The 26067-nt window shown below is 49.7% G+C and carries 21 protein-coding genes and 2 pseudogenes; 16 read left to right on the top strand and 7 right to left on the bottom strand.

Annotated features, from left to right (window positions below; all coding sequences use genetic code 11):
* Positions 1 to 9 precede the first annotated feature (9 nt).
* From AC1WNR_RS01470 to AC1WNR_RS01490, 5 genes and pseudogenes are all read left to right on the top strand, one after another.
* Positions 10 to 486, top strand: a complete 477-nt coding sequence (locus tag AC1WNR_RS01470; protein ID WP_481642769.1) for an aromatic-ring-hydroxylating dioxygenase subunit beta — start codon at positions 10 to 12, stop codon at positions 484 to 486.
* 104 nt (positions 487 to 590) lie between these two features.
* Positions 591 to 1478 (top strand): PdxA family dehydrogenase, encoded by an 888-nt coding sequence (locus tag AC1WNR_RS01475; RefSeq protein WP_481642770.1) that lies wholly within the window; start codon positions 591 to 593, stop codon positions 1476 to 1478.
* A 209-nt stretch (positions 1479 to 1687) separates the two neighbouring features.
* Positions 1688 to 3044 (top strand): annotated as a pseudogene (locus AC1WNR_RS01480) (IS5 family transposase).
* 909 nt (positions 3045 to 3953) lie between these two features.
* On the top strand, positions 3954 to 4553 hold the full coding sequence (locus tag AC1WNR_RS01485) for a GIY-YIG nuclease family protein (protein WP_481642771.1): 600 nt from the start codon (positions 3954 to 3956) through the stop codon (positions 4551 to 4553).
* 327 nt (positions 4554 to 4880) lie between these two features.
* Positions 4881 to 5333, top strand: coding sequence for a JAB domain-containing protein (locus AC1WNR_RS01490; protein ID WP_481642772.1), 453 nt, complete (start codon positions 4881 to 4883; stop codon positions 5331 to 5333).
* A 237-nt stretch (positions 5334 to 5570) separates the two neighbouring features.
* Here the strand turns inward: AC1WNR_RS01490 and AC1WNR_RS01495 are convergent, their stop codons facing one another.
* From AC1WNR_RS01495 to AC1WNR_RS01510, 4 genes are all read right to left on the bottom strand, one after another.
* Positions 5571 to 6059 carry a hypothetical protein gene (locus AC1WNR_RS01495; protein WP_481642773.1) on the bottom strand — a complete coding sequence of 163 codons (489 nt, stop codon included), beginning with the start codon at positions 6057 to 6059 and terminating at the stop codon, positions 5571 to 5573.
* A 280-nt stretch (positions 6060 to 6339) separates the two neighbouring features.
* Positions 6340 to 7797, bottom strand: coding sequence for a DNA primase family protein (locus AC1WNR_RS01500; RefSeq protein WP_481642774.1), 1458 nt, complete (start codon positions 7795 to 7797; stop codon positions 6340 to 6342).
* A 14-nt stretch (positions 7798 to 7811) separates the two neighbouring features.
* Positions 7812 to 8072: a helix-turn-helix domain-containing protein gene (locus AC1WNR_RS01505; RefSeq protein ID WP_481642775.1), complete on the bottom strand. Its 261-nt coding sequence runs from the start codon at positions 8070 to 8072 to the stop codon at positions 7812 to 7814.
* On the bottom strand, positions 8069 to 8272 hold the full coding sequence (locus tag AC1WNR_RS01510) for a helix-turn-helix transcriptional regulator (RefSeq protein WP_481642776.1): 204 nt from the start codon (positions 8270 to 8272) through the stop codon (positions 8069 to 8071). Before AC1WNR_RS01510 ends, AC1WNR_RS01505 begins: the two co-directional genes overlap by 4 nt.
* Positions 8273 to 8811: 539 nt before the next feature.
* Here AC1WNR_RS01510 and AC1WNR_RS01515 point away from each other — a divergent pair.
* Positions 8812 to 9351, top strand: a complete 540-nt coding sequence (locus AC1WNR_RS01515) for a hypothetical protein (RefSeq protein WP_481642777.1) — start codon at positions 8812 to 8814, stop codon at positions 9349 to 9351.
* A 288-nt stretch (positions 9352 to 9639) separates the two neighbouring features.
* On the opposite strand, the gene AC1WNR_RS01520 is transcribed toward AC1WNR_RS01515, so the two are convergent.
* Positions 9640 to 10779: an iron-containing alcohol dehydrogenase gene (locus AC1WNR_RS01520; protein WP_481642778.1), complete on the bottom strand. Its 1140-nt coding sequence runs from the start codon at positions 10777 to 10779 to the stop codon at positions 9640 to 9642.
* Between the two features lie 9 nt (positions 10780 to 10788).
* On the bottom strand, positions 10789 to 10962 hold the full coding sequence (locus AC1WNR_RS01525) for a DUF6435 family protein (protein WP_481642779.1): 174 nt from the start codon (positions 10960 to 10962) through the stop codon (positions 10789 to 10791).
* Positions 10963 to 11232: 270 nt separating this feature from the next.
* Between AC1WNR_RS01525 and AC1WNR_RS01530 the strand changes: the two genes are divergently transcribed.
* The 8 genes from AC1WNR_RS01530 to AC1WNR_RS01565 all read left to right on the top strand — a co-directional run bounded on the left by AC1WNR_RS01530 (position 11233) and on the right by AC1WNR_RS01565 (position 23128).
* The gene (locus AC1WNR_RS01530) at positions 11233 to 12861 is read left to right on the top strand and encodes an acyl-CoA synthetase (protein ID WP_481642780.1); all 1629 of its coding nucleotides are present in this window, start codon (positions 11233 to 11235) and stop codon (positions 12859 to 12861) included.
* A gap of 47 nt (positions 12862 to 12908) precedes the next feature.
* Complete coding sequence (locus AC1WNR_RS01535) at positions 12909 to 13658, top strand: electron transfer flavoprotein subunit beta/FixA family protein (RefSeq protein WP_481642781.1); 750 nt, start codon at positions 12909 to 12911, stop codon at positions 13656 to 13658.
* Positions 13659 to 13667: 9 nt separating this feature from the next.
* Positions 13668 to 14597 (top strand): electron transfer flavoprotein subunit alpha/FixB family protein, encoded by a 930-nt coding sequence (locus AC1WNR_RS01540; protein WP_481642782.1) that lies wholly within the window; start codon positions 13668 to 13670, stop codon positions 14595 to 14597.
* A gap of 60 nt (positions 14598 to 14657) precedes the next feature.
* Positions 14658 to 16421: an acyl-CoA dehydrogenase family protein gene (locus AC1WNR_RS01545; RefSeq protein WP_481642783.1), complete on the top strand. Its 1764-nt coding sequence runs from the start codon at positions 14658 to 14660 to the stop codon at positions 16419 to 16421.
* 36 nt (positions 16422 to 16457) lie between these two features.
* The gene (locus AC1WNR_RS01550; protein WP_481642784.1) at positions 16458 to 18086 is read left to right on the top strand and encodes an electron transfer flavoprotein-ubiquinone oxidoreductase; all 1629 of its coding nucleotides are present in this window, start codon (positions 16458 to 16460) and stop codon (positions 18084 to 18086) included.
* Positions 18087 to 18300: 214 nt separating this feature from the next.
* Positions 18301 to 19320, top strand: coding sequence for an efflux RND transporter periplasmic adaptor subunit (locus tag AC1WNR_RS01555; RefSeq protein WP_481642785.1), 1020 nt, complete (start codon positions 18301 to 18303; stop codon positions 19318 to 19320).
* Positions 19320 to 22412 carry an efflux RND transporter permease subunit gene (locus AC1WNR_RS01560; protein WP_481642786.1) on the top strand — a complete coding sequence of 1031 codons (3093 nt, stop codon included), beginning with the start codon at positions 19320 to 19322 and terminating at the stop codon, positions 22410 to 22412. Before AC1WNR_RS01555 ends, AC1WNR_RS01560 begins: the two co-directional genes overlap by 1 nt.
* A gap of 32 nt (positions 22413 to 22444) precedes the next feature.
* Positions 22445 to 23128 (top strand): nucleoside triphosphate hydrolase, encoded by a 684-nt coding sequence (locus AC1WNR_RS01565; RefSeq protein WP_481642787.1) that lies wholly within the window; start codon positions 22445 to 22447, stop codon positions 23126 to 23128.
* A gap of 93 nt (positions 23129 to 23221) precedes the next feature.
* Here AC1WNR_RS01565 and AC1WNR_RS01570 read toward each other — a convergent pair whose 3' ends face one another.
* Positions 23222 to 24274 (bottom strand): aldo/keto reductase, encoded by a 1053-nt coding sequence (locus tag AC1WNR_RS01570; RefSeq protein ID WP_481642788.1) that lies wholly within the window; start codon positions 24272 to 24274, stop codon positions 23222 to 23224.
* A gap of 147 nt (positions 24275 to 24421) precedes the next feature.
* Between AC1WNR_RS01570 and AC1WNR_RS01575 the strand changes: the two are divergent.
* Together AC1WNR_RS01575 and AC1WNR_RS01580 are read left to right on the top strand one after the other, a co-directional pair.
* Positions 24422 to 24539, top strand: a pseudogene (locus AC1WNR_RS01575) (prepilin-type N-terminal cleavage/methylation domain-containing protein); the annotation flags it as partial.
* Between the two features lie 1120 nt (positions 24540 to 25659).
* Positions 25660 to 26067 carry a hypothetical protein gene (locus tag AC1WNR_RS01580; protein WP_481642789.1) on the top strand — a complete coding sequence of 136 codons (408 nt, stop codon included), beginning with the start codon at positions 25660 to 25662 and terminating at the stop codon, positions 26065 to 26067.

The raw sequence follows: 26067 nt of genomic DNA on the forward strand, positions 1-26067 counted from the left end.
AGACTTAATATGTTCGAGAAAAATAGAAGCTTGATTGAGAATCTTATGATGGATTACTCAGAATCAATAGATAGCAAAGAATATGAACGGTGGCCTGAATTATTTACTGAAGATGGTCATTATCGCGTGACTAACAGTGACGATTTTTACCAAGGTTATAAACATGGAATAATTTGGGTTGATTCTCGTGGGATGATGAAGGATCGTGTTAGTGCGTTGCGTGAAGCGAACGTATATGAAGAACAGGGTTATCGCCATCTAAATAGTATGGTTCGGGTTTTAAAAGAAGATCCGGATAATAATACATTATCCTTAACTTCTAGTTTCATGGTCGTACGTATTCTTCATACCGGAGAAACTCATTTATTTGCTACTGGTAGATATCTTGACCGGATTCAAATTAAAGATAACGTTGCTCTGTTCAAAGAAAGGATTGTCGTGTGTGACAGCCAAAGAATCGATACGCTATTAGCTATTCCTTTGTGATGGATTTTAATCGAAAAATAGTGGCTGTCCCAATTGGGGATCCGGCCGGTATCGGCCCAGAGATAGTTCTCCGGGCCTTAAAAGATCGGAAAATCCGAAACCTCATGGATATTGTAGTTGTTGGTGAGGCTGAGGTATTGAGGCGTCATTCGGAAGCCTGTGGATTGAATATCGAAGTCAAAGAAGCTTCGATTTTAGTTCCCAGTTTACCACCGGTGAAGCTTATAAATGTTCCGGTTCTAGAGAATCATGATTGGAAGTTCGGAGAAATAAGTGGAGCTACAGGAAAAGCGTGTTATGAATATGCTTGTACTGGAATAAAGCTAGCTTTAGAAAAAAAGGTAAGTGTGGTAGTTGCAGCGCCCCATACCGAAGCGTCAGTTAACTTAGCTGGATTAAGGTTTCGAGGTTACCCAGGATTGGTAGCTGAAAAAACAGGTACTCCTCAAGAAAGCACGTTTCTTATGCTGCTCTCCCCATTCTATCGGGTTGTTAATGCAACCCTTCACCTTTCCTTAAGAGAGGCAATTAATTTACTCGATAAGAAACTAATTCTGAATGCTCTAAAATCTACAAAGCAGGCTTTGGATGATTTAGGTCTCCCTGATGGTTCCATTGGCGTTTGTAGCTTGAATCCTCATGCAGGAGAGGGAGGTTTAATGGGGTCAGAAGAGGCTGATTTTATCGAACAAGGGGTTTATGAAGCTAGAAAACTAGGAATTAATGCAAATGGACCATTCCCATCGGACTCTTTATTTGGTGATCGAAGGTATGATGCGTATTTAGCTTTGTATCATGATCAGGGACATATACCAGTGAAAGTTGCATCACCAAGGTTAGCTTCGGCTATCACTATCGGTACACCAGTCTTATTTGGATCAGTGGCTCATGGTAGTGCGCTTGATATAGCTGGGAAGGGTGTGGCCTCTGAAAAGGCTTTTATACAGGCGCTAAATAATCTCGTTAGTTACTCCGATTTGGAGGCTTTATAATACATTTTAGCTTTAATATTCTCCTTGAGTAGGGTTATTTATATAACCTCTATTCGTTTGGCCTGCGTAAGCAGGCCTTTTTTGTTTAACCTGTCGATCCTGAAAAATACGCAACCAATTGATTCTTAATGATTTATAATAGGTCTCTGTTCTAGAAAACCTACGGTTTTCACCCTTCAGAGCCCAAAAAGTTGCAGAATCGTTGATTTATGAAACCGAAGAAAAAGCTTTCAGAACCGCAAAACGATATGTTCAAGCCTCGACTGGAGGATATTGTCAGTCCTGCGCATCCTCTGGTTCGTTTGTCGGCGGTGATTGATTGGGATCGGATAGATCAGGAGCTGGACCATCATTTTGCAACGGTGGGTGCGTCAGCATTACCCACTCGATTGATGACCGGGCTGATGTATCTGCAGCATATTCATAACCTGTCAGATGAAGCGCTTTTGAATCAGTGGTTGGAGTCACCGTACTACCAGTATTTCTGTGGAGAGACTTTCTTCCAGCATAAGCTGCCGTGTCATCCGACCAGTCTGATCAAGTGGCGTCATCGGTTGGGCGAAGAAGGCTGCGAATGGCTGTTAACCGAGACGATTAACGCAGGTTTGAAGCTTAGCGTAGTAAAGCCATCCAGCCTTAAACGTGTCGTTGTGGATACGACCGTTCAGGAAAAGAATATTACCTTTCCCACCGATGCGAAGCTGTATTACAAAGCGCGGAAAACATTGGTATCGGTAGCTCATGACCACCGAATCACCTTAAGACAAACGTACGATAAAGCCTGTCAGGATCTGATGCCAAAAATTGGCCGCTATGGTCACGCGCGTCAGTTCTAACGGATGCGCAAAGCGATCAGGCAGGTTAAAGGGTTTCTTGGGCGTGTTGTTCGCGATCTGAAGCGCCAGGTTGAATCTCAAGGCATTCGGCTGAGTGACGTGCAACGATCACATCTGAACCAGGCGAAGCCGCTTTTGGAGCAGACGCGTAAAAGTAAAAACAAGATCTACAGCTTGCACGAGCCAGACGTCGATTGCATCTCCAAAGGCAAAGCCAATAAGCGCTATGAGTTCGGTGTAAAAGCGAGCATCGCCGTTACCGCTAGAGAGTCATTTATTGTCGGTGCACGCAGTTACCGGTAATCCGTATGACGGCCATACGCTTGCCGATCAACTTCAGCAAGTTGAAACATTGACTGGACGTACACCTGAAGCCTGCTTTGTCGATCGCGGCTATCGTGGATCGGGCGTGAAGAATGTTGCTGTTTATATTGCAGGCCAAAAGCGTGGTTTACCCGAGAAGGAAAAACGCTGGCTGAGTCGACGGAATAGCGTTGAACCGATCATTGGACACCTGAAATCTGATGGAAAAATGCGACGATGTTACCTGAAGGGCAAACTGGGTGATGCAGTTAATGTTCTGCTGAGCGCCTGTGGCCAGAATCTGCGTAAGCTACTGCGGTGGCTTTATTTTGCGCCAAATAAATACCGTATTTTGGCGGCTTATTTGATCGGGTTGTTGAAGCAGAGAGAAATGAACACACAACACGGGATTTTAGGTTGTGCGTAAAGGGTATTTTTCAGGGACGACTAACAAGGCGCATCAGTTCGCAGCCATAGGCTGCCGGAATCGCTACGCTCGTCGCTTTGCGCGGCGTTAAAGTCAGCAAAGAGCTCTCCAGCTGAGCGGGAGAGGGAATTGCCTCATAGCCAACTTCTGCTGTTGGGGTCTCGGGTAAATTTGGTTCTGACCGCTATGTGCGCTTATCAGCTCTGAGAAAATTGGAAGCTAATGTCTGGTATTGCGCAGTCATTCACAGAGTTATTGGGTTCACTTGTTCACGCGGTTCCAGAGGGTAAAGCACAGCCTTCAATTCCGAGAGGCTAAATACTAATCCCGATACTTGCAGTCACTTGTCACTCTACGTTCGTTAGTTTGGCTAACGTCCGCTTCTGAGGATTCTCTTCAGTAGCCTTTGGGTCGCTGTTTACACTTTGCAACTATTCACCGTTTTGAGGCTAGGGTCCGGAGTGTGCCGATAACAGCCGCTGAATTAGCCATCTCTCAATCGATGTTTGCCACTCCTAATGGAGTGTCATCATCTCTAATACTTCGCGCTTATGGAGTGCGTAGCTCCGTGTCGCTTCGCTAACTACGCTACTGCTCCAGCGCTCAGTAACGAGCTGAACAGCATTGCTTTCTAGTTCTTAGGTTTAGTTCTGTTTTTATTTTTACTTATAGAGAAATGGAACGATCTTGCCTGGCAGATCATGCTGGGCTGTTAATGAAACTAGGGGATATGCCCCTGGCACATACTTCCTAACGATTGCTCCCTAGTTCTCTTGCATTTCTTGTCTCGATCAGTTTAAACCTTAAAACAATAGCTTTCATACGTAGCTATTACGCGTTTACATTTCTAACCATCTTTTAATCATAGTTAGTAAGATTGAACCGAAACTAACATCACGTGAATTCACTATGGCAGTTAAACCAGGCTATATCTACATTCTGAAACATCCCTCTGATGAGACCTTGATCAAGGTTGGCATGACTACACGTAATGTTGAGCAGCGTATCAAGGAGCACAACACACAGCTTGATAAAGCAGTTGGAAAATTAGTGAAGGCAACCGGCCAAGAGTGGGTACTTTATGATTCATTCCCTGTAGTAGATACATACAACGCAGAGGCTGCATTTTGGCAACGACCACCATGGACAGAGATTCCATTTAGAGGAAAGGAAGAGCTTATTAGATTAATTGGTGGGCTGGATTGGTCCTGGGTAGAAGAGGGTGTCGAAGCAGCAAAATCAGCAGGTGTTCGTAGTGATATATCAAAGCCTCCCATTCCTACGCCTAGTCCAAAAGCTAATGCTGATAGTTATCAGGAACAACTCTCAAGAACAGGTATAAGTCCAGTAAAAGGTTACGGAAACGGTATTACTAAGGTTTGGTTTTCTTGTTCTAACAGCCATGTCTTTAAGCTAGATTCAAAAACGCTATGTAGATTTTTAGCATGCCCTTTATGTGAGCCATCTAAATTTGATGACTACACATTAAACAGAGTTGAGTACGAATAGATAACAGCGACTAGGCACCATTACTCCCTAGTTTCCCTTCAGTGCCAACCATTACACCTGCCATGCGTTACGCAGGCATTGCCCCCAAATTTGGTATTACTTCTATCTTTAATCTTATATAGGGGTTCACCACTTTTGGACTGGCTTCCTCAGCAACTTAGTTGACCTGAACTCGCCATACGTAAAATTGCTCTCGTTTGGTGAGAGGGTATTACTTACTTACACAACTTACTGATCATACATACCCCCCTAGTTGTATTTATCCAAGGGGCTCATTTCCCGAAGTTCGATTCTTGTGGGTGGAATCTAACAACTAGGGATAAGCCCATGAGTAAATTTACAAACCAAGAGCAGCAGTTAATCAATGCTGCGTTACACGTCATACACAACAAGCTCAGCCAAGAGAATGGCCTGGCATTACCAGTAGAGATGCAGAACTATCTGAGGATACGCCTAGCTTGCGATAAGGATGAATGGCTATGCGCCATGTTCATGAACAACCAGTACAGGATGATCAGCTTCCAGAGGCTCTTCAGGGGGGCTGTGAGCGTATCTAGCATTATGCTGAGGGTTATTGTCCGTAAGGCGCTAGAACTCAATGCTGGGGCTGTGGTGCTGTGTCAGAATCATATAGAGGGGGACGTAGTACCTAGAGATGAAGACAGGGTGTTAACAAGTAAGGTCAGAGATGCGCTGGCGTTGTTTGGTATTCAGCTGCTTGATCACATTTTTGTATCTAAGAAGGACTCGTACTCTTTAGCTGAGTATGAGTTGTTGTAATGGCTACAGGCATACACCACCTAGCTTTATGAACAGGACCTTGGAGATGTTTTTGATTTCTTCAGGACAGATGGCATAGCCATAAGAGCGTTCTCAGCCTCTGCCGAGGCTTCGTCATCTTTACCCCTTAGTCTTTTGCTTACGGAACATTGAAGCACTTCGCTTCGCTCGGGTGCTTCTAGTTCCGACGCAACGACACGGGGTAAATCTGAACACTAGGTGGGGAGTAGGGTGATGCTAGGTCGGCATCTCCTTCCAGATTTCTGCCACCTTCTCAAAGCTGTGGGCTGGTATGAAGAGGTATGGGTTCAGCACGTATTGACCAGGTTTGACTTGCTTAAGCACGCCCTTCTTCTCCAGTGTCTTCCGATTTCTGTTCTGACTCATCCTAGTTCTAATGCTCTGATGCATCGGGTTCATTTTTTTCTGAAGGACAACTAGGTTGGGGTTCTCCACTTTTCTCTTAGCAAAATGGTTGTCCATATTCTGCTCGATCAGAATATCTTTCAGATCAATGAATAGAAGCTGCTGAGCCTTCGTTAGCTGAGCAAAGATATCAAAGGCATCAATTGCCATATCCTCAGGGCAAGTCTTGGATGACTTGCCGTTGCCAACCGAAATGAACGGTGGTGTTTTGTCTTTTCGTTTTTTCTGAAAGATGACTTCGAGTTGCTCGTCACTGTTCAGATTATCGAGCTGTTGCTCTAATTCGTTAAGTTTGTTCATGATTTAATTCCTAAAGGGTTGATAGATTTTTGAGTCAAAAATCTGTTGGATTGATTGGTTGGATTGCTATTAAGTAGCTGTTTTTAAACGTTTTTTAATAGTTATTAAATAAAAGTAAGGCACTCGCCCATTCCTGATAGAAGCGATACATGTGATCTAGTGATCTAGAGGGTTTTGCTTGTTTGGAAAGGGTGGAGCGGGGTGACAGCAAAGATCTGCCAAATTATTCTAAATGAAATGATTGGAGCATGCCGTCACTCCCGTCATTGTGCCGTTTCATTTAAGACAACGTGATACCTTTAAAACCGCGGGTCTTGCTATTGCGGAAGGGTTGAACAAGAGAGTTGTGTTCGAAGTACAACGCAGCTCGTTTACTGAAGCCCTGCATTCGCTCTGGAATCTTGAGGTTATCTCTACACCAGGTTTCGTATGCATCGAACAGTTGCTTGGTCGCGATGACCTGATCGGCATCAAGCACAATGATGTTGTTCAAGAACTCGGTCACTGAGTCGATTTCAATCCGATACTCTAGACTCTCATCAAAGATTTGCTGAGGTGTCTGTAGTCCATTCTGATTCCAAGCTGAAAGTCCATCTAGCGCCCAGTTAAGGATGCCAGGCAATTCAGCCTTTAGCTTATGGAGCAGAGCTGGATCTCGGTCCTCTTTAGGCACAACGTAGCCAAAGTGGATGAAACGGAATCGACGCCAGAAGCCTTCATCATTGATATTGCCATATGGCTTATCATTCCCGTACATCACTAGCTTAGCTGTCGACTTGAACGTGATCGGATTCTGACGTAGAAATCGACCAGTCACCTCATCATCACCAGAAATCGACTTGAGTGTTTGAGCATCAAATGCTGAGTCACCATCATTGGTTTCGTCAGTAATTGCTAATCGAGCACCAGCTAGCATGGCTAGACTTGCTTGAGCGCCCAAATTCAAAGTCCCACTGCGCTTTTTCATGAAGCTATCGGATGACACCTTCACTCCATAACTTCCCAGCAGGCTCTTGACCAAATCAATAAACGTTGATTTGCCATTAGCTCCTGTTCCGTAGAAGTAGTAGATCTCTTGCTCTCGCGTGCTGGCTGTTAGGAAGTACCCAACAAGTCGCTGAAGGTAATCAATCATCTCCTGATCGCCCTGCATGGCTGAGTACAGGAATTGCTTCCATTGTGGACAGTCAGCAGTTGGATCGAAATGAGTACCTAATGACTTGAAGACCAAATCCTTGGCACGTGCCGGCCTAGTTGTATTGGCATCAATTTCATACACCATATCCTGAATGCCAATGAGGTTATGATCAGCATTCATGCTCTTGATGCCTTTAGCGGTCAGAATCTCGACATACTTCAACACAGCAGAAGCCTTGTTTTGATTCATGACGCTTTTTAGCCATTTGGCATCGCCAATTTGATATTGAGGGTATTTGTAATCTGAGATGTCCAGAACGATTCTGTAGTAATACTCTAGAACCTTCCTGGCTGCATCTTCAGCCTCAATCCATATCCCATCACAGAACACTTTCCATTCCTTAAGTGAGGTGTCGTAAATCAGGTTGTCTCCATGTTTTTTTACGAGCAAGTCAGCAACCATTGCGTCATGTTCATCAATGAGCAAATTGTCTTCGCTGCTCGTGTTGTTGGTTTTAATAGAACTAGCATCTTTGGCTAGGTGTTGTATTGCCATAATCGGATTGTTCTTCGTATGGACGTTTACTAAGGTTGAGTTCATTAGATTTCTCCTTGTTAGTTGGTTTGAGTTATTAAGGTGTACTTCGCTTGACGCCTAGGAAATAGATATTTCCCAGTCCTCTCCTTTACGCGCCGTGACATGATGCACAGCCCCTTTTTCCTGAGTTTATTGATGACCGCACTAGGGCGCTTGATGCCTAGATCAACAAGTAGATCAGTGGTTGCTGATCCTCTTTGCTGAAGAACCGCAATAACCAATTCCTCTTGGGTGTATTTTCGTTTGATGTCGTTAGAGCGAATGATTAAGAGATTCATAGAGATGCACCTCCATCCCGACAAGCAATTCTGCTTTCCACCCAATCCTGTACTTCAGATTCCAGCCATGCACTGGATCGTTCGCTGAGTTTGATTGGTTTTGGGAATTCCCCTTTTTGTATGAGCGCATACATATGCGATCGAGATAATCCAAGGTTAGATGTGATATCAGTCCTTTTGAGTAATTTATGATTTGTCATATTTAGTTTCCTTAATGAGTGATGCGTCAGTGACGCTAGATAAGTTAATAGGCATAGATAGCCCTCCTTCCCTGTTAGGTTCTAGTTGGGATTGCTCAACAAATGAACATGGCAGCAGAAGGATTTGGATGAATGAAAATAAAAAGATATTTTCATCATCCCGTACGAGGCGAAGAGAGAAATGAAAAAGAGAGAGCAAGCTTATGGGTAAGATAATTAAATAAATAATTACTTATCCTTCTTCCCATAAAATAAAAATATAAGTTTTTGCTTTTATTAATATAGCTTGTATTTTTTAAAAAAAGATCGTTAAAACAATAAGTTATAAAAATAAAATACTATACCAATCATAGTAATATTAAAATTACACATATAGATTGTATTGAAAATTCAAAAGTCATTAACCAGCTTCTAAGTTGAAATTGAGGTTTTTTTCTATTTCTTATATAGTGTTTTGAGTAATAAACTATATTTAATGAGATGTTTTTTAGCATTTTCTATATAAAATATAACCAGTATTTTGCATTATCGGAGGTGATATGGAGCTTGAAAAAGCAGCTGTGACTGTAGAGAAACCGCCTTACTGGAAAGATCCTAAGCCGCCCTACACCATGATTGGAAGTGGGGAAAAAAACCGTATGTTTCCCCAGGGAACTGTCGATGCACTTTGGGTTATTGGATCGCTAAATAAATCTCAACTGACCCTCTTCATGTGCTTTAAACTTTTAATAATGAGTAACTATCAGTTGGATAGGGAGATGCCGGGGGGTGATAAGAATAGAAATCTAAACGAGGTAGATCTTAGGGTTAGCGGTATCGATGTGATGAAGAAATTGATGCAGCGCAACAACAACATTAAAGCTTTAACTGAGAAGGGTATAGTTAAGAAGGGCAAGGGTAAGCGCTACATGGTCAATCCGTATATCCTCATCCCTAATCGTGATTTCAAGCGGCATGCTGCAACGTGGATGTATTACAAGCTGATTGATGCAGAGAAGGGCCTTGACCTTGAGATGGTTTTAACCGGGATGAATTTGTCGCTCGAAGAATCAATTAAGCAGATGAAGCATGACATCTAAGCCTAGTTGATATTTGCTAAGCGTTGGTTTTAAGCTCGTCTAAGTAATCAGTCCAGTGCTGCATCATCTCAGTTCTTTGAGCTAGGTGCTTGGTGTGGTTGTAACTCAACGGCTTGGTAACGGCAATCCTTGTGGTGGGTTAAATGGTGGGTAAAAGATAAAAATCACTAAAATATTTTTATTAAGCTACTGATAAATAATAATTTTAATTTGATATTCTATATTCAGATACAGAATATAGAGTAACCAGAGGCGCTCTCCTTGGTTTTGCCCTCCCAAAGAGAGCTATCACAGTGCCCGCTGAAGTATGTCGCGATACTCTTCAGGTGTTGCGACCCGCGGGTTGGTCAGGTGGCAGTGATCCTTCGTTGCACCGGCGATGATCTTATCGAACTGTGACTCACCTATACCCATCTCAGACAAGCCGCTCGGCATGCCCAGGCGTTCATTCATTGAGTTGAGGGCGCCAACTACCGTTTCACCTGCACCTAAGTTCATTGCTTGGGCCATGCGCATCAGCTTCTGCTCACGCTGCATTGTCTCGGCAGGTGTGTTGAACTCAACAATCAGCGGCATAAATATAGCGTTTAAGGTTCCGTGGTGTAGTCGCGGATCTACGCCGCCCATCGAGTGGCTCAGGCTATGTACCGCGCCTAGACCTTTCTGGAATGCCATCGCGCCTTGCATTGACGCACTCATCATATTCAAGCGCGCTTCGCGGTTGCTGCCATCCTGGGTGGCCCGCTCGATGTATGCCCAGCCCCGGCGCAGGCCATCCAGAGCGATACCATCGGCCGGGGGGTTAAACGCCGGAGACATGAAGGTCTCCATGCAGTGGGCGATGGCGTCCATCCCGGTTGCTGCGGTGAGAGCGGGCGGCAGGCCAAGCGTGAGCTCAGGATCACAGATCGCAACTTTCGGCATAACATAAGGGGAGATGACGCCAACTTTGCGGCCGTCATCTAGAATCAGAACGCCGGCGCGACCCACCTCGCTACCCGTACCCGCCGTTGTCGGGATGGCTATAACCGGAGCAGTTGCTGAGGTGATACGGTTTAATCCGCCCTCAATTAACGCGTACTGGCTTAACGGTCCCTCATGGGTTGCACATACAGCAACGCCTTTTGCTAGATCGATGGCTGAGCCGCCGCCGACGGCAATCAAACCGTCGAAACCGCCATCAGAGTACTTTTGCGCTGCCAAGCGCACGGTCGCTTCATTGGGGTTGGGTGGTGTCTGATCGAATATCTGCTCTTGTGAAAAATCGTTCAGTTGGGTGCCTACTTGGTCGATTAACCCAGCCGCTCGCACCCCTTTGTCAGTAATGATGAGCGGACGTTTGATTGATAGCAGGTCGCATTCGCTCTGAAGAGAGGTCAGGCTGCCAAAACCAAATTGAACACGTGTGAGATAGTTGATCAGATGCAAAGCCAGCTCCTAGCGCTGAGATTCCAGTTGTTGAATCTCTTTATATACCGCATCGGCTTTTTCGGATAGCTTTGAGTAGCCTTCGATATCGCCGTTGCGTTGAGCATTCATCGCCTGCTCGAGAAGCTGGCCATACTCTTTATTGAGTTGCTTAAGGGGATCTTTCTTGAATAAACCGAACATCGACTGCTCCTCTACATTAATTCAGTACCTGGGTACGCAGCCCATGCCATGACGGTTCGGACTCTGGGGTATTTACTCAGCGTTGGTTTTTGCCTGCCAAGTGTTTAAAGGTTTTGAGATTGCACTTTCGGCGAATAGGCAAAGCCCTTCTTGAGGCGTAAAGTCGGAATCACTGAGATTATATATTGTTGTTCTGCACAACAATTAATTGTAAAGTTCATCTAAGTCTTAAAGTAGATGCTCAAATACTAATAATAGATTGGGGGCACCATGAGTCACTCACCCTTTGAAACGAATTTAGATCAGTGCGCTGCGAACTACGCTGCGCTGACGCCGATCAGCTACCTCGAACGCTCGGCATTTGTATATCCCAACAAAGTGGCAACGGTTAATGGTGAGGTGCGTCGCACCTGGAGTGAAACCCTCAAACGTTGTCGCCAGTTAGCCAGTGCACTAAAGAAAGTGGGCGTAAAAAAGGGTGAAGCGGTCTCTATTATCGCCTCCAACCTACCTGAGCATTTTGAAGCGCACTTTGGTGTGCCCATGGTCGGCGCCATTCTCAACTCAATCAATACACGACTGGACGCCGCGACGGTTGCCTTTATCCTGCAGCACGCTGAAGCCAAGGTTTTCCTAGTCGATAAAGAGTTCGCTGAGGTCGCCACAGCGGCACTTGCAACCATCGATAATAAGCCACTGGTGATCGGTATCGATGATGCCAGCTTTGAAGGCGGCGAGATGATCGGCGAGATGGACTACGAAGCGTTCATCGCAAACGGTGATGAAGAGTATCTTGGCGAGGCGGTAACCGACGAGTGGAATGCCATCACCCTGAACTACACCTCAGGTACTACCGGTGATCCTAAAGGGGTTGTGTACCACCATCGCGGTGCTTACCTGAACGCAGCGAGCAATGCGCTCTCATGGAGTATGGGTATGCATCCGGTCTACCTCTGGACGCTGCCGATGTTCCACTGTAACGGCTGGTGTTTCCCGTGGACTATCGCTGCTCAGGCGGGTGTCAGCGTGAGCCTGCGTCATGTTCGCGCCGACAAGATCTTTGAACTGATCAAGAGCGAAAAGGTTGGCTTCTTCTGCGGTGCGCCAATCGTTCTGAATATGCTCAACTCAGCGCCTGCTGAGATGAAAGCGGGTATCGATCACAAAGTCAGTGTTATGACTGCAGGTGCTGCGCCGCCGGCAGCAGTTATCGCGGGTATGGAGAGTATCGGTTTTGATGTGACGCATGTTTACGGCCTCACCGAAACCTACGGCCCATGTGCTATCTGTGCTTGGAATAACGATTGGGACGATAAATCTGCTGAAGATAAGGTTGTGCTCAAGGCGCGTCAGGGTGTGCGCGCGCCGATGCTTGAAGATATGGCCGTGCTGGATCCTGAAACCCTTGAGCCGGTACCTCAAGATGGTGAAACCATGGGTGAGATCTTCATGCGCGGTAACCTTGTCATGAAGGGCTACTTGAAAAACCCAGCGACAACCGAGAAATCCTTCCGTGGTGGCTGGTTCGCTTCAGGTGACTTAGCGGTTTGGCATGCAGACGGGTACGTGCAGATCAAAGACCGCTCGAAAGACATCATTATCTCCGGTGGCGAGAACATCTCATCAATCGAGGTTGAAGGTGTTCTATACGCCCATCCGCACATTCAGGAAGCTGCGGTTGTCGCTAAGAACGATGACAAATGGGGCGAAACGCCTTGTGCTTTTGTCACCCTCAAAGAGGGAGCGCCTGATGTAAGCGAAGCCGAGGTGATCGAGTTCTGTCGTGAGAATATGGCGCGGTTTAAAGTGCCTAAAAATGTGGTGTTCGGACCACTGCCGAAAACCTCAACCGGCAAGATTCAGAAATTTATTCTACGAGAGCAGGCTAATTCGCTCTAAGAGTTAACCAAGGCGCCGAGCAGGTTTGGGCGCAGAAGGAAGTAAAGATGAAAGCAATAGTCGCGGTTAAACGCGTTATCGATTACAACGTGAAGGTTCGCGTTAAAGCTGACAACTCAGATGTTGATCTGGCGAACACCAAAATGTCGATCAACCCTTTCTGTGAGATCGCTGTTGAAGAGGCGGTACGCCTGAAAGAGGCGGGTACGGTATCTGAGATCGTAGTTGTCTCGGTTGGCCCTAAAGCGGTACAGGAGCAGATGCGTTATGCCATGGCTCTGGGTGCTGATCGCGGAATTCAGGTTGAGACTGAAACCTCTCCCAGCTCTCTCGACGTTGCCCGCTTGCTGGCGAAGATCAACGAAGAGGAGAATGCTGACCTGTTCATCTTGGGTAAGCAGGCTATCGATTCCGACAACAACCAGACAGGCCAGATGCTGGCTGCGCTGCTGGATATCCCACAGGCAACCTTCGCCTCTGAAGTGAAAATTGCTGATGGCAAAGCTGAAGTAACCCGCGAAGTGGACGGTGGTTTGGTAACACTGGAGATGGATCTGCCAGCTGTTGTTACTACCGACCTGCGTCTGAACGAACCACGTTTCGCTGCGCTTCCCAAGATCATGCAGGCCAAGCGCAAGCCACTGGCAGTTAAAACGGTCGAAGAGCTGGGTGTTACGCTGAGTAACAGCACCGAACTTCTCTCTGTAGAGCCGCCAGCCGAGCGTCAGGCTGGAATCAAGGTGGGCTCAGTAGACGAGCTACTCGATAAACTGCGTAACGACGCTCAGGTTCTTTAAGGAGAGATGATGAAAACCCTGATTATTGCCGAACACGAAAACGGCGCTATCAAGAGCGCAACTCTCTCAGCAGTTACTGCAGCGGCAGACCTAGGTGCCCCTGTTGACATGCTGGTAACCGGTAGCGATGTGGCCGCGGCTGCACAGGCAGCTTCACAGGTTGCTGGTGTCTCTGCAGTACTGACCGTAGAGGACGCTGCGCTGGCACACCCTCTGGCTGACCTTATGGCCCCTGTCGCGAAGCAGCTGGCGGGCGATTACACCCACATTCTGGTGGGTGCGAGCACCTTTGGTAAGGACTTGGCACCACGTCTGGCGGCGCTGTGCGGCGTAAACCAGATCTCTGACATTATCACAGTGATCGATGCGGATACCTTCAAGCGTCCTATCTACGCTGGTAACGCTATCGCGACCGTTAAGAGCAGTGATGCCACTAAGGTGATCACTGTTCGTGGTACGGCTTTCGCAGCAGCAGCTGCAGAGGGCGGTAGCGCTGCTGTAAGCGCAGCAAGTGCCACTGTGGGTACCGCAAAAGTTCGCTTCGTGCGTGCCGATGTTACCGAATCTGATCGTCCAGAGCTGGACTCGGCCGATATCGTTGTATCGGGCGGCCGTGGTGTAGGTTCTAAAGAGGACTTCGCTAAGGTATTCGAGCTGGCTGATAAGCTCGGTGCTGCTGTAGGAGCATCACGTGCAGCGGTAGATAGCGGCTTCGTTCCTAACGATATGCAGGTAGGCCAAACCGGTAAGATGGTTGCACCTAAGCTCTACATCGCTGTAGGTATCTCGGGTGCTATCCAGCACATTGCAGGTATGAAAGAGTCAGGCGTTATTGTTGCGATCAACAAAGACGAAGAGGCGCCAATCTTCAATATCGCTGACTACGGTCTGGTAGGTGATCTGCACGATATCCTGCCGGAACTCGTTTCTAAAATCTGATCGACCGCCGGGGCCGGCTCTGCGCCTTCCCCGGTTCGCTAATTTTCTGAGACCCTAACCATGAGTATCTACAACGCCCCGGCGCAGGACACTGCTTTTGTGCTCGACCAGTTAGTGCAGTTAGACAAACTGTGCGAAGCGATGCAGCTTGAGGAGGTTAACCTCGAGCTGGCTAATGTGATCGTAGAGGAGGCGGGTAAGCTCGCGTCTGAGGTGCTGGCGCCGTTGAACGCTGAAGGCGATTCAAATGGCGCTAAGCTCAGCGATGACAAAGTGCAGGAGTCTGCGGGATACTCAGATGCTTATCAGCAGTACATGGAGAATGGTTGGGCGACGCTGACAGCTCCTGAGGGGTTTGGCGGTCAGGCGCTACCCAATGTTGTAGGTACCGCAGTAAACGAACTTTGGCACTCAGCCAATATGGCGTTTGCGCTCTGCCCAATGCTGACTCAGGGTTCGATTGAGGCGTTGATAGCGCACGGTAGTGATGAACTCAAGCAAGCCTATCTGCCGCGCCTAGTCAGTGGCGAGTGGACAGGTACAATGAACCTGACTGAGCCCGCTGCCGGTTCGGATCTCGCAGCTGTGGCAACCAAAGCGGTACCCAATGGCGACCACTACCTGATAACCGGTCAGAAGATCTATATCACCTGGGGTGATCATCAGATGACCCCGAACATCGTTCACCTGGTGCTGGCGCGTCTGCCTGATGCACCCGCCGGCGTGAAAGGGATCTCACTGTTTATCGTGCCCAAGTTCCTGCTCGACGAAAACGGCGAGCCGGGCGAGCTGAACGATGCTAAATGTATCGCGCTGGAGCATAAGCTCGGCATTCACGCCAGTCCTACCTGCACCATGAGCTTCGGCGACAACGGCGGTGCCGTAGGGTACCTCGTGGGTGAGGCTAATAAAGGTCTAGCCTACATGTTCACCATGATGAACCATGCGCGTCAGTCGGTTGGACTGCAGGGTTTGTCTATCTCTGAGCGTGCATATCAGCAGGCGGTTTGGTACGCCAAGGATCGCACTCAGGGTAGCCGTAAAGATGGCTCAAAGATCCCTATTCTTGAGCATCCCGATGTGCGTCGTATGTTGATGGCGCAGCGCGCAGGGTGTGAAGCGATGCGCGGACTGGCGCTTATCGCCGCTGCAGAGATTGACCGCGCACATGTGGGCGAAGTGGGAGCTTCTGCCCGTGTTGAGTTGTTGACCCCGATCGTCAAAGGCTGGATGACCGAGATGGCGAACGAGCTCACCTCGCTGAATATCCAGGTGCATGGCGGTATGGGCTTTATCGAAGAGTCAGGTGCGCCACAGCACTACCGCGATGCGCGCATCCTGGCGATCTATGAGGGCACTAACGGTATTCAGGCGCTCGACCTGATTGGCCGCAAAACAATCTCAGACCAGGGTGCTGCTCTTGCCGCACTGCTTGATGAGATGGCGGGTCTAGAAGCTCAACTGCGCAGCGCTGGTTTGGATAAGCTTGCTAAGCGTTACGCCGCATCTGTTACGCGTGCCAAAGAGGTACGTGAGTGGATTTTGGAGAACGCAGCAAAGGACCGTCAGATTATGGGGGCGGTGGCGTTCGACTTCCTCATGCTCATGGGTTACCTCAGCGGTGCTTGGGTGATGGCTAAGTCAGCTGTTGCAGCGAAAGCGCTTGAGGCGCAGGAGAATCCTTACGGTGCACCTTTCCTCAGTGCTAAAGTGGCAACAGCACGTTTCTTTGCCGAACACTATTTGCCGCGCGTCGAGCAGCATGCCCAGACCCTTATGACTGGTCTGGATGCAGCCTTTGTTCTGACTGACGAGCAGTTCTGATAGCGCTGCAGCGCGTTAAAGATTTTGGAGATCCCGATGGAATACGAAGTAATGGTGTTTGATGTCCTGATTGTGGGTGCTGGCCCTGCAGGACTCTCGGCTGCTTGCCGCATCAAACAGCTCAACGAAGAGCTGAGTGTCTGTGTGGTGGAGAAAGGCTCCGAAGTGGGTGCTCACATACTTTCAGGTGCTGTAGTAGACCCTAAAGCACTGAACGAACTCTTTCCTGAGTGGAAAGAGCAAGGTGCACCACTGGTTACTGAGGCAAAAACTGACGAGATCATTCTGCTCAAGAGTGACACAAAGTCAGTCACTATTCCTAACTTCGCTGCACCAAAAACCATGCACAACCACGGCTGCTACATAGCGTCTGTTGGCAACTTGGCGCGCTGGTTGGCTGAGCGCGCAGAAGAGCTTGGTGTAGAAGTTTTCCCCGGCTTCCCAGCAGCAGAAGTGCTCTACAACGAGGATGGCGGTGTTAAGGGTGTGCTGACCGGCGCAATGGGCGTAGGTGAGAACGGCGAAGAGAAAGACACCTATGTACCGAGCATGGCGCTGGAAGCTAAGTTCACACTATTTAGCGAAGGCTGTCGTGGCCACCTTGGTAAAGAGCTGATTAACAAGTTTGATCTGGCCGCCGGTAAGGATCCGCAGCACTACGGCCTGGGTATCAAAGAGCTTTGGGATATTGAGCCTGAGCGCCATCAGGAAGGTCTGGTTATCCACGGTAGCGGTTGGCCACTGTCGGATGGTACTAGCGGTGGTTTCTTCCTCTACCACGCTGAGAACAACCAAGTGGTTGTTGGTCTTATCGTAGACTTGAACTACTCCAACCCTTGGGTGAGCCCGTTCGATGAGTTCCAGAGAATGAAGCATCATCCGAAGCTGGCGCAGTACCTCGAGGGTGGTAAGCGCGTCTCTTACGGTGCACGTGCAATCGCGAAGGGCGGTTACAACTGTCTGCCTGAGATGACTTTTGATGGTGGTCTGTTGATTGGCTGTGATGCCGGTACGCTGAACTTCTCGCGTATCAAGGGCGTTCACACAGCAATGAAGTCAGGCATGCTCGCGGCTGAAAGCGTTGTTGAAGCGATTGCTGCTGGTAGTACTAAGGCACAAAGCTTCAATGACAAGTACAAAAACTCCTGGCTCTACGACGAGCTCTACTCGTCACGTAACTTTGGCCCAGCGCTACACAAGTTTGGTCCTATTTTGGGCGGTGCTTTCAACACCCTAGACCAGAACATCTTTGGCGGTCGCATTCCGGTGACACTGCACGATACCCATGCAGACCACGAGCAGATGCGCAAAGCAAGCGAGTGCAGCAAAATTGAGTACCCTAAACCGGATGGCAAGCTGAGCTTCGATAAGCTCTCGTCAGTGTTTATCTCAAACACTGCGCATGAAGAGGATCAGCCCTGTCACCTACAGCTGTTGGATGCTTCGGTGCCAACCAGCGTGAACATCCCCGATTATGCCGAACCAGCGCAGCGCTACTGCCCAGCAGGGGTTTATGAAGTGCTCGAGGATGAGGGTGCACCACGTCTGCAGATTAACGGTGCCAACTGTTTGCACTGTAAGACCTGTGATATCAAAGATCCCATGCAGAATATCCGTTGGGTGACACCGGAGGGTGCAGGCGGCCCCAACTATCCTAATATGTAGGGCCAAATATGTAGGGCCCAACATGTAAGTCCAAACATGTCGGGCTTACCGTCTAGAGTCGTGGGTTTAAACGCCGTGATCTGATATTGTGCCGACTCGTAAGACGGCACATCTGTTGTAGCCGTTGGCAAAAGTATTTGTTTTATAATTCGATTGGCCTAAAGGTAACACTCTTTAGACTAAACTGCTTTAAACCCCCCTGTTGGAGCTCCACATGGCAACTAGCCGCCTCACTGTCGTCCTCGCGGCACTACTTCTGACACTCAATGCTCAAGCAGAAACGCCTGTCTCAGCCGAGCCCGTATCTGCACTGGTGTTTTATCCTGAATTTAGTGCACCCGCAGAGGTAATCAGCAAGCAGGATGCTTTCCTCAGTGCGCAGATAAGTGCCCAGATCGAGAAAATACATGCCCAGGTGGGTGATCAGGTGGCTGCCGGCGATACTCTGGTTGAGCTCGACTGTGCAATCTATCAGGCGCAACTCAATACCCAGAGCGCGGCCTTGGGTGAGATTGATGTCCAATTGAGCCTCGCATCAGATCAATACAACCGCGCTAAACGGCTCAACGAAGCGGGCAATCTGGGTGAAGAGGGTCTGCAGCAGCGCGCGACCGAATTGGAAGCGCTACAGGCACGGCGTGTGGTACAGGAACAACAGGTTAAGGTTGCGCAAATCTCCGTCGATCGCTGTGTGGTCATCGCACCTTTTGCGGGTGTGGTGACGGAGCGTGCAGCGCAACTTGGCGCTCTAGCAGCTCCGGGCTCACCGTTGATACGTCTGGTGCAGTTGGCTGATGCTGAGTTGAATGCTCGAGTACCGCCAACGCAGAGCTTTGCAGAGAATCAGCTGTTGATCTTCGACTATCTTAACCGCGACTATCCAGCGCAGTTGCGTGTGGTACTGCCAGTGGTGGACAGCCGGCAGCGTACCCAAGAGTTGCGCCTCACCTTCCCAGAACACATGCCTCCACCGGGTGCCGCTGGACGGCTGCTGTGGCAGGCGAGTCAGCCGCACCTCCCCGCGGAGTTGCTAGTACGTCGTCAGCAAGGTGAAGCCTGGAAATTGGGTGTGATGGTTGCGGTGGATGGAACAGCGGTGTTCTATCCGACTGATAACGCGATAGAGGGGCAACCCTTCGCCACTGACTTGCCACAAGACTCGATGATTATTACTGATGGACGCCTTTTGGTGCGTGAGGGTCAGGCGGTGAGTCTACGCGGGGACGACCTCTAATGTTCCAGCGCTTCATAACCAACCACGTGTTGGCAAACCTCGCGTTTGTTCTGGTGCTATTTATCGGTTTGACCTCCTACCAGTCACTGCCGCGCCAGCAAGATCCAACAATAAACTTTAACTGGATCATTGTAACGACGGTTCTACCGGGCGCCTCCGCCAGTGATGTTGAGTCTAAAGTGACGGGGCCGCTAGAGGATGCGATTCGCTCTTTGGCGGATGTGAAGTTCGTCTCCAGTAATTCGCGTGAGGGTATCTCCAGCATGCTGGTGCGTTTTGTCGATATCGATCAACGCACCTTTGATAAGCGACTCTCGGATCTGCGCCGGGAGATTCAGAATGCCGAAGCGGAGCTGCCGGACGAGGCTCTCGATCCCCTTATCTTAGAGATTACCAGCTCTAACGCCTTTCCATCGGCAACGCTGGCCGTAACCAGCCTGGCCGATGACGAAAACCTGCGTGCTCAAGCCACGCGCATCAAAAAGGATCTCGAACGCCTCAAAGGTGTATCGCGTATAGACCCAGTTGCGTTACCCGATCCCGAACTACAGGTGAATTTCGATCTGGCTGAGATTGAGAATCTCGGTATCTCGCCACAACAGGTCGCCAATACCGTTACTGCATTCTTCCAAGACGAAGCCGCAGGATCTTTGCGCCAGGGTGATCGTAACTGGTTGGTGCGAGTTGTTGGCACCGCATCTGATCCGAGTTACCTCGCACAGCGGCCTGTGTTGGGTGCCGCCGGTGAGCTTAACTTAGGGCGAGTGGCTCAGGTAGAGCGCGCACGGGAGAAGGCGAGCTATCTGGTGCGTGTCGATCAGAAACCTGCGGTGCTGTTGGCGGTAATGAAGAAGGAGTCGGCGAACACTCTGGAGCTGGTTGAGCGCGTACAAGCTTACATGGATGATCGTAATCGCTTCGCCGCCGATACCGGCGTTGAGTTGGTGTTAATCGATGACCAGACTATCGCTACACGTAATTCGATTGCGATTATGGAGAACAACGCGCTGATCGGTCTTATCCTGGTCTTGGTGGTTGCATGGCTCTTTCTCGGTACGCGGATTGCTCTGCTCACAGCAATCGGTATTCCATTTGTACTTGCGGCTACCTTCTGGGTACTCGCGGGTACTGGCGAGACACTCAATGTAACGGTGCTTCTGGGCGTCGTTATCGTTCTTGGTATGTTGGTTGATGATGCTGTAGTGGTGGTGGAATCGATCTATTACCGACTGCAGCGGGGATTTGATGGGCTCTCGGCGGTTAAAGGTGCTTTGCATGAGGTAGCAGCCCCAGTCACAGCTGCGGTGTTAACAACGATCGCCGCTTTCATGCCGCTGATGCTGCTGCCCGGTATCCTCGGGAAGTTTATGAAAGTGATCCCGATGGTGGTGTCGATTGCGCTGGCGATCAGCTTGATCGAGGCGTTCTGGATGCTACCTTCACACGTGCTTGCCGCAAAGGTGGGCTTTGCTAAGAAGTCGCGAATACAGCGCGCACGTGAGTGGTTCACCCACCGTATTCAGCTCTTCTATGTGCGGATGCTGATCAAAGCGTTGCGCCGTCCCTTCTTGGCGCTGCCGCTTGCCATTCTGCCGTTCGTTGCCGCAGTAGGTGCGCTGGGGCAGGGCTATATTAAGATGGATTTCTTCGCATCCGATCCGATGCGACTCTTCTACGTCAATGTAGAGATGCCTCCAGCGACGCCTGTATCCCGAACTATGGAGCTGGTGGCGCGCGTGGAAGATCAGGTGCGCAAGCATGTGAACGAGGGCGAGGTTCGTGAAATGGCCGCTTACGCCGGTCAGATGTTTACCCAAACTGAACCGCGCATTGGTGAACACTACGGGCAGATTCTGGTCGGCCTTAATCCTAAAGCAGAGGGTTTGCGTGACGTCGATGAGATGATCGAAGCGATGCGTGCTGATGTCACCTCTGTGGTCGGTCCGGTGCGGATCTCCTTCCTGCGCATGGCTGGTGGCCCGCCTGTGGCTAAACCTATCTCTATCAAGGTGCGAGGCGATGATTATCAGGAGTTGCGTCAGGCTACCGATGAGCTGATCGCCATTATGGCGACCAACTCTGACTTTATTGATGTTGAAGATGATGCTGCTCGCGGCCGCTACGAGCTTGAGCTAGAACTTGATACTGATGCCATTAACCGTGCTGGATTGAATCCGATCGATGTGCGCCGCACGCTGCGCCTGTTGGTGGACGGTGAGATTGTCGCCAGTATGCGAGATCAGGGCGAAAAGCTCGATGTGCGTGTACGCGCTCTGCCCGAATCGCGCCCATCTCTGGAGCGCCTGCTGAGCTACCGTATGCCGTTGGCCGACGGTGGCTCTATCCCACTCTCTGAACTGGTCGAGCAGGAGCGGCGTCAATCACTGGGTAATATTCGTCACTACAATTTCCGCCGCGCGATCACGCTCGAAGCCGATCTGGTAGAAGGTGGCTTGGATACTGTAGCGGCAAACGCGTATGTGCTTGAACGCTGGAAGGCTATAGAGGCGAACTACCCGAATATCGCACTCGACTTCTCCGGGGAGCTTGATGACATCCAGGAGAGCTTGGACTCTATCGCGGTGCTCTTCCTCTTTGGGGTTGGGCTCATGTATATGATCCTTGGCACCCAATTCCGCAGCTACTGGCAGCCGTTGATGATTCTTGCGACTGTGCCCATGGCATTCACTGGCGTAGTGCTGGGTCTGATTCTGACGCAAAATCCTCTGAGTCTATTTACTTTGTACGGGGTTGTGGCCCTTGCAGGTATTGCCGTGAACGCGGCGATTGTTTTAATCTCCGCGGCCAACAGTCGACTAGAAGCGGGCATGAGCCTGATGCACGCAACACTCTACGCCGCGCGTCGACGGGTAATCCCAATCATGATAACTACTCTGACAACCATCGCGGGCCTCTTCTCGCTAGCGGCCGGCTTGGGTGGTGACTCTCTGATTTGGGGGCCTGTAGCGACGTCGATTGTATGGGGTCTGGGCTTCTCGTCTGTACTGACACTCTTCGTCATTCCGCTGCTCTACCGCATAAGTATGCGCGGCACGGCGAAGAAGATCGCCCAGCAGAGAAAAACAACGTAGTAGGGATCTCGCGCAGCGAGGTCGCGACCAATATGGAAGTGTCGCGACGTTCGCTCTGCTCACATCCCTCGTACAAATTTAATCGACAGCCGAATATGAATCTCCAAATCGATCAGCTAATCCAACATTTAGATGCCCTGCCTAAACAGGGGCGCCAACTCGTCGCTGTAGTCGGTGCCCCGGGCGCGGGTAAATCTACCCTTTCTGAAGCCGTGGTGGAGCATCTGCGCCAGTCAGGTCGCAGGGTTCAATTGGTACCGATGGATGGATTTCACCTGGATAACGGCATTCTCAATGCTCGTGGACTCTTCGCTCGCAAGGGTGCGCCACAGACGTTCGACGCTGCCGGTTTCCTGAGCCTGGTACAGCGTTTGGTCAAAGGCGAAGAGGTAATAGCACCGACCTTTGATCGCATGCATGATCTGTCGATCGCTGGTGCCGTTCAGGTTCCAGCTGATGTGGAGTTGCTAGTTTTAGAAGGGAACTATCTGCTGCTTGATCAGCCTATCTGGAGAGAGCTAAAACAATACTGGGATCTCAGTATCTATCTGGACGTGCCGTTAGACGAGCTGGAGCGTCGTTTGATTCAGCGCTGGTTGGATCATGGGCTGGATCCAGAGGCGGCCGCTGCGCGTGCTCGCGGTAACGATCTGGTGAATGCTCAACTGGTGGTTGAGCATTCACAACCAGCCGATGTAACGATTCAAAACTACTGATTTTTTCGCGACATTCGCTGCGCGAATATCCCTCTTACAGAGCTCTCTTGTTGGAGGGATCTGCCAAAGGCAGGTCGCGACCCGACAAGACACTTAAAACGGCTGTGGGTACCTGCGTAACACAGCCGCAACCTCAGCCTGAACCTCTTCGCTCAACGGCATATCAAAGGCTGCGATATCCTCTTTCAACTGCTCCATGGTCGTGGCACCGATAATTGTCGAGGTCACCCCATCGACCTGATCACACCAAGCCAGAGCTAATTGGCAGGGTGTGTAGCCATGGCGCTTAGCAACCTCGGCATAGGCCGCGATCGCTTCATGTGCTTCTGGAGTGTTGCGGTGTAGTGATGCGGGGTTAGAGATACTCCAACGACTCCCTTCAGGCATTGCTCCGTTAGCGTATTTGCCGCTGAGCATGCCGGAAGAGAGCGGCGACCAAGGCAGGTAAGCAACGTCCTCGTGCAGGCAGTTCTCAATTAGGAACGGCCAGTCTTTGGTGTGCAGCAGATTGAACTCGTTCTGGATCGATACGACGCGTGGCAAGTCATGCTTTTCGCTCAACTTGAGATAGGTGTTGATGCCCCAAGTAGTGTCATCTGACAGGCCGAAATGGCGAATCTTACCCGCTTTTACGCACTCGCCGACGCCCTGCAATATATCCAACATCTGCGCTTCGTGATCTGCAGCATCAATATCGCTGAACTTAAAGAAGTTGGGCGCATGTTTACCGAAATGTGGAGAGGTGCGGTTTGGCCAATGCAACTGGTAGAGGTCTATGTAGTCCGTCTGCAGGCGCTTGAGCGAGTTATCGACCGCCTCGATAACCGCTTTTCCAGTGATCGGGCCGCCATTACGTACCCAGGAGAGTCCCGGACCCGCGATCTTGGTTGCGATAATCATCTCGGAGCGGCGCTCGGGGTTACGTGCCAGCCAGTTACCGATGCAGGTTTCAGTCTTGCCGTAAGTCTCAGCAGTCGGTGGGACAGCGTACATCTCGGCAGTATCGAAAAAATTGATGCCGACAGAGAGTGCATATTCGATCTGCTCGTCAGCCTCAGCCTGAGTATTCTGTCGACCCCAAGTCATTGTGCCTAAACAGATCCGCGAAACCTCAAGTCCTGATCGGCCGAGTTTGGTGTACTGCATTGCTAACCCCTTAAATTGAAATAAGTTTGCTCGGTTATACGTTGAATTTAGGTTGGAATCCACCCGCCCGATCACTTTGGCTTTATCGCATGTCAGTGGAGTCACAATAGTCTATAGTCAATGAAGGTTTAGGTATCGGACAGAACAATGAAGAATAGAGGCTTTACCTTAATTGAACTGATGATGGTTGTGGCGATCATTGGCATTTTGGCGGCCATAGCGCTCCCTGCTTATCAGAAGTATGTCTATCGGGCTAAAGCTGCGGACCTCGTGACCGAGTACGATGCACTGAGAGTGAAGTATTGTGCTGCTTTGGCAACGGGGGATGTCTCTTCCTCAAAATCTCTTGGTGCGATTGGCAATCATGTGGAACATTTCGATGTTACGGTCAGCAGTAAGCCAGGTCCGATTGTCGCTTTTCACCCGAATGATGCTGAAGGTAGACATATTGCTGACGCTGCTCTTTCAATCTTACCTACGTCAACATTCGCACCTGCTAAAACTCTTCAAGCTAAGGTATCTTTGCAAGGGGGTACGCTGAGTTTGAAGTTAGATTGCGGTCTCTCGATGCCCAAAACTTTGGCGTCACAAAGCGGGACCTCACCGAACCCTCAAATTCCAAGTGTCGCGAATAAAAAACAACCCAAAGTGGTTACGACGAGTAAGCAGGTTCAACGCATACCGGCCTGCCCGATGGATCAGAGAGTGTACCACTCAGTTCCTAATCCAAATGATCCATGCTCACGACCTATAACTGAACGCCCCGCTAATTACTGTGCGCCTGCGCTTATCGTGTATGTGGCAAATCCTGATCCGGCTGATTCCTGTCAGCGACAAGCCCCATCACAGATTGCAGTGTTAGCACCACCTAAAATTGCCCAATCGATCCCTCAGGTTGCGCCTGTGGTGGCTCAGACCCAAGTCTTTATTTGCCCTGTCCCTCAGAGTTGCAGCGGGTCGGGCGCATCATCCAATGGCCTGGCTGATTGCCCCTCGACCCAAACTCGGCTGTACTCGACGGCTGCGGGCTTGGTTTTTTCAACCACTGCTCAGCCTTGCCCAAAAATTACAGGACCCGTTGCCACGGCCGCTGTTGTTAATCCGTCGGCCACGAGGCCCCCGCAAACGTCTCAGCCGCCCAGTTCAAATACGGGAGGCGTAGTCGTTCAGGCGACGAGTGTGAGCCAGGGACAAACGTCCAATATGAACCCGCCAAGGTCTCCTGCGCCCGCAGGTGTGTGTACTACCCGTGCTCCAACCGATGAAAAACACTGTCGACAGAACGGCTTGTGGCACCATTTTTGCCCAATTAAGAAGATCTACTCAGACAGCAGTTGGGACCCCAAGTCCGGGTTTAGCTGCTAAGTGATTGAGGAGTAAACAGAGTGAGTACGTTAAACGAGTTAATCGCTGCGGCTGTTGATAGCGACGTGGAGGATACCCCCGAGGTACGACGGGTGAAACGTCGTTCAAAAATTAAGATGACGTCGTTGCTCTGGCTCTGTTTGGTGATACTGATTGCTTATGAGGCTGAGCATATTCTCATTGGAATGGGTTTAGAGGCCGCTAAGCCGGTTGAGACCCTTTCTGTCGAGGCTATGTACGATCGTGCTCAGCAGATTTTGACGACTCGTTTCCAAAATGGGCAGCTTCTTGATCAACCCTTCGAGGATCCGGTGCTCGACCGGTGGATTGCCATCATCTATGAGGGTAGAGGAAGCTACACACTTTATTACATGGGTGCGCGCGATCATGAAATAGCCGGGCGCAACTTACAGTTCAGCTGGGAGTAA

It is taken from the genome of Marinobacterium marisflavi, from assembly GCF_982447095.1.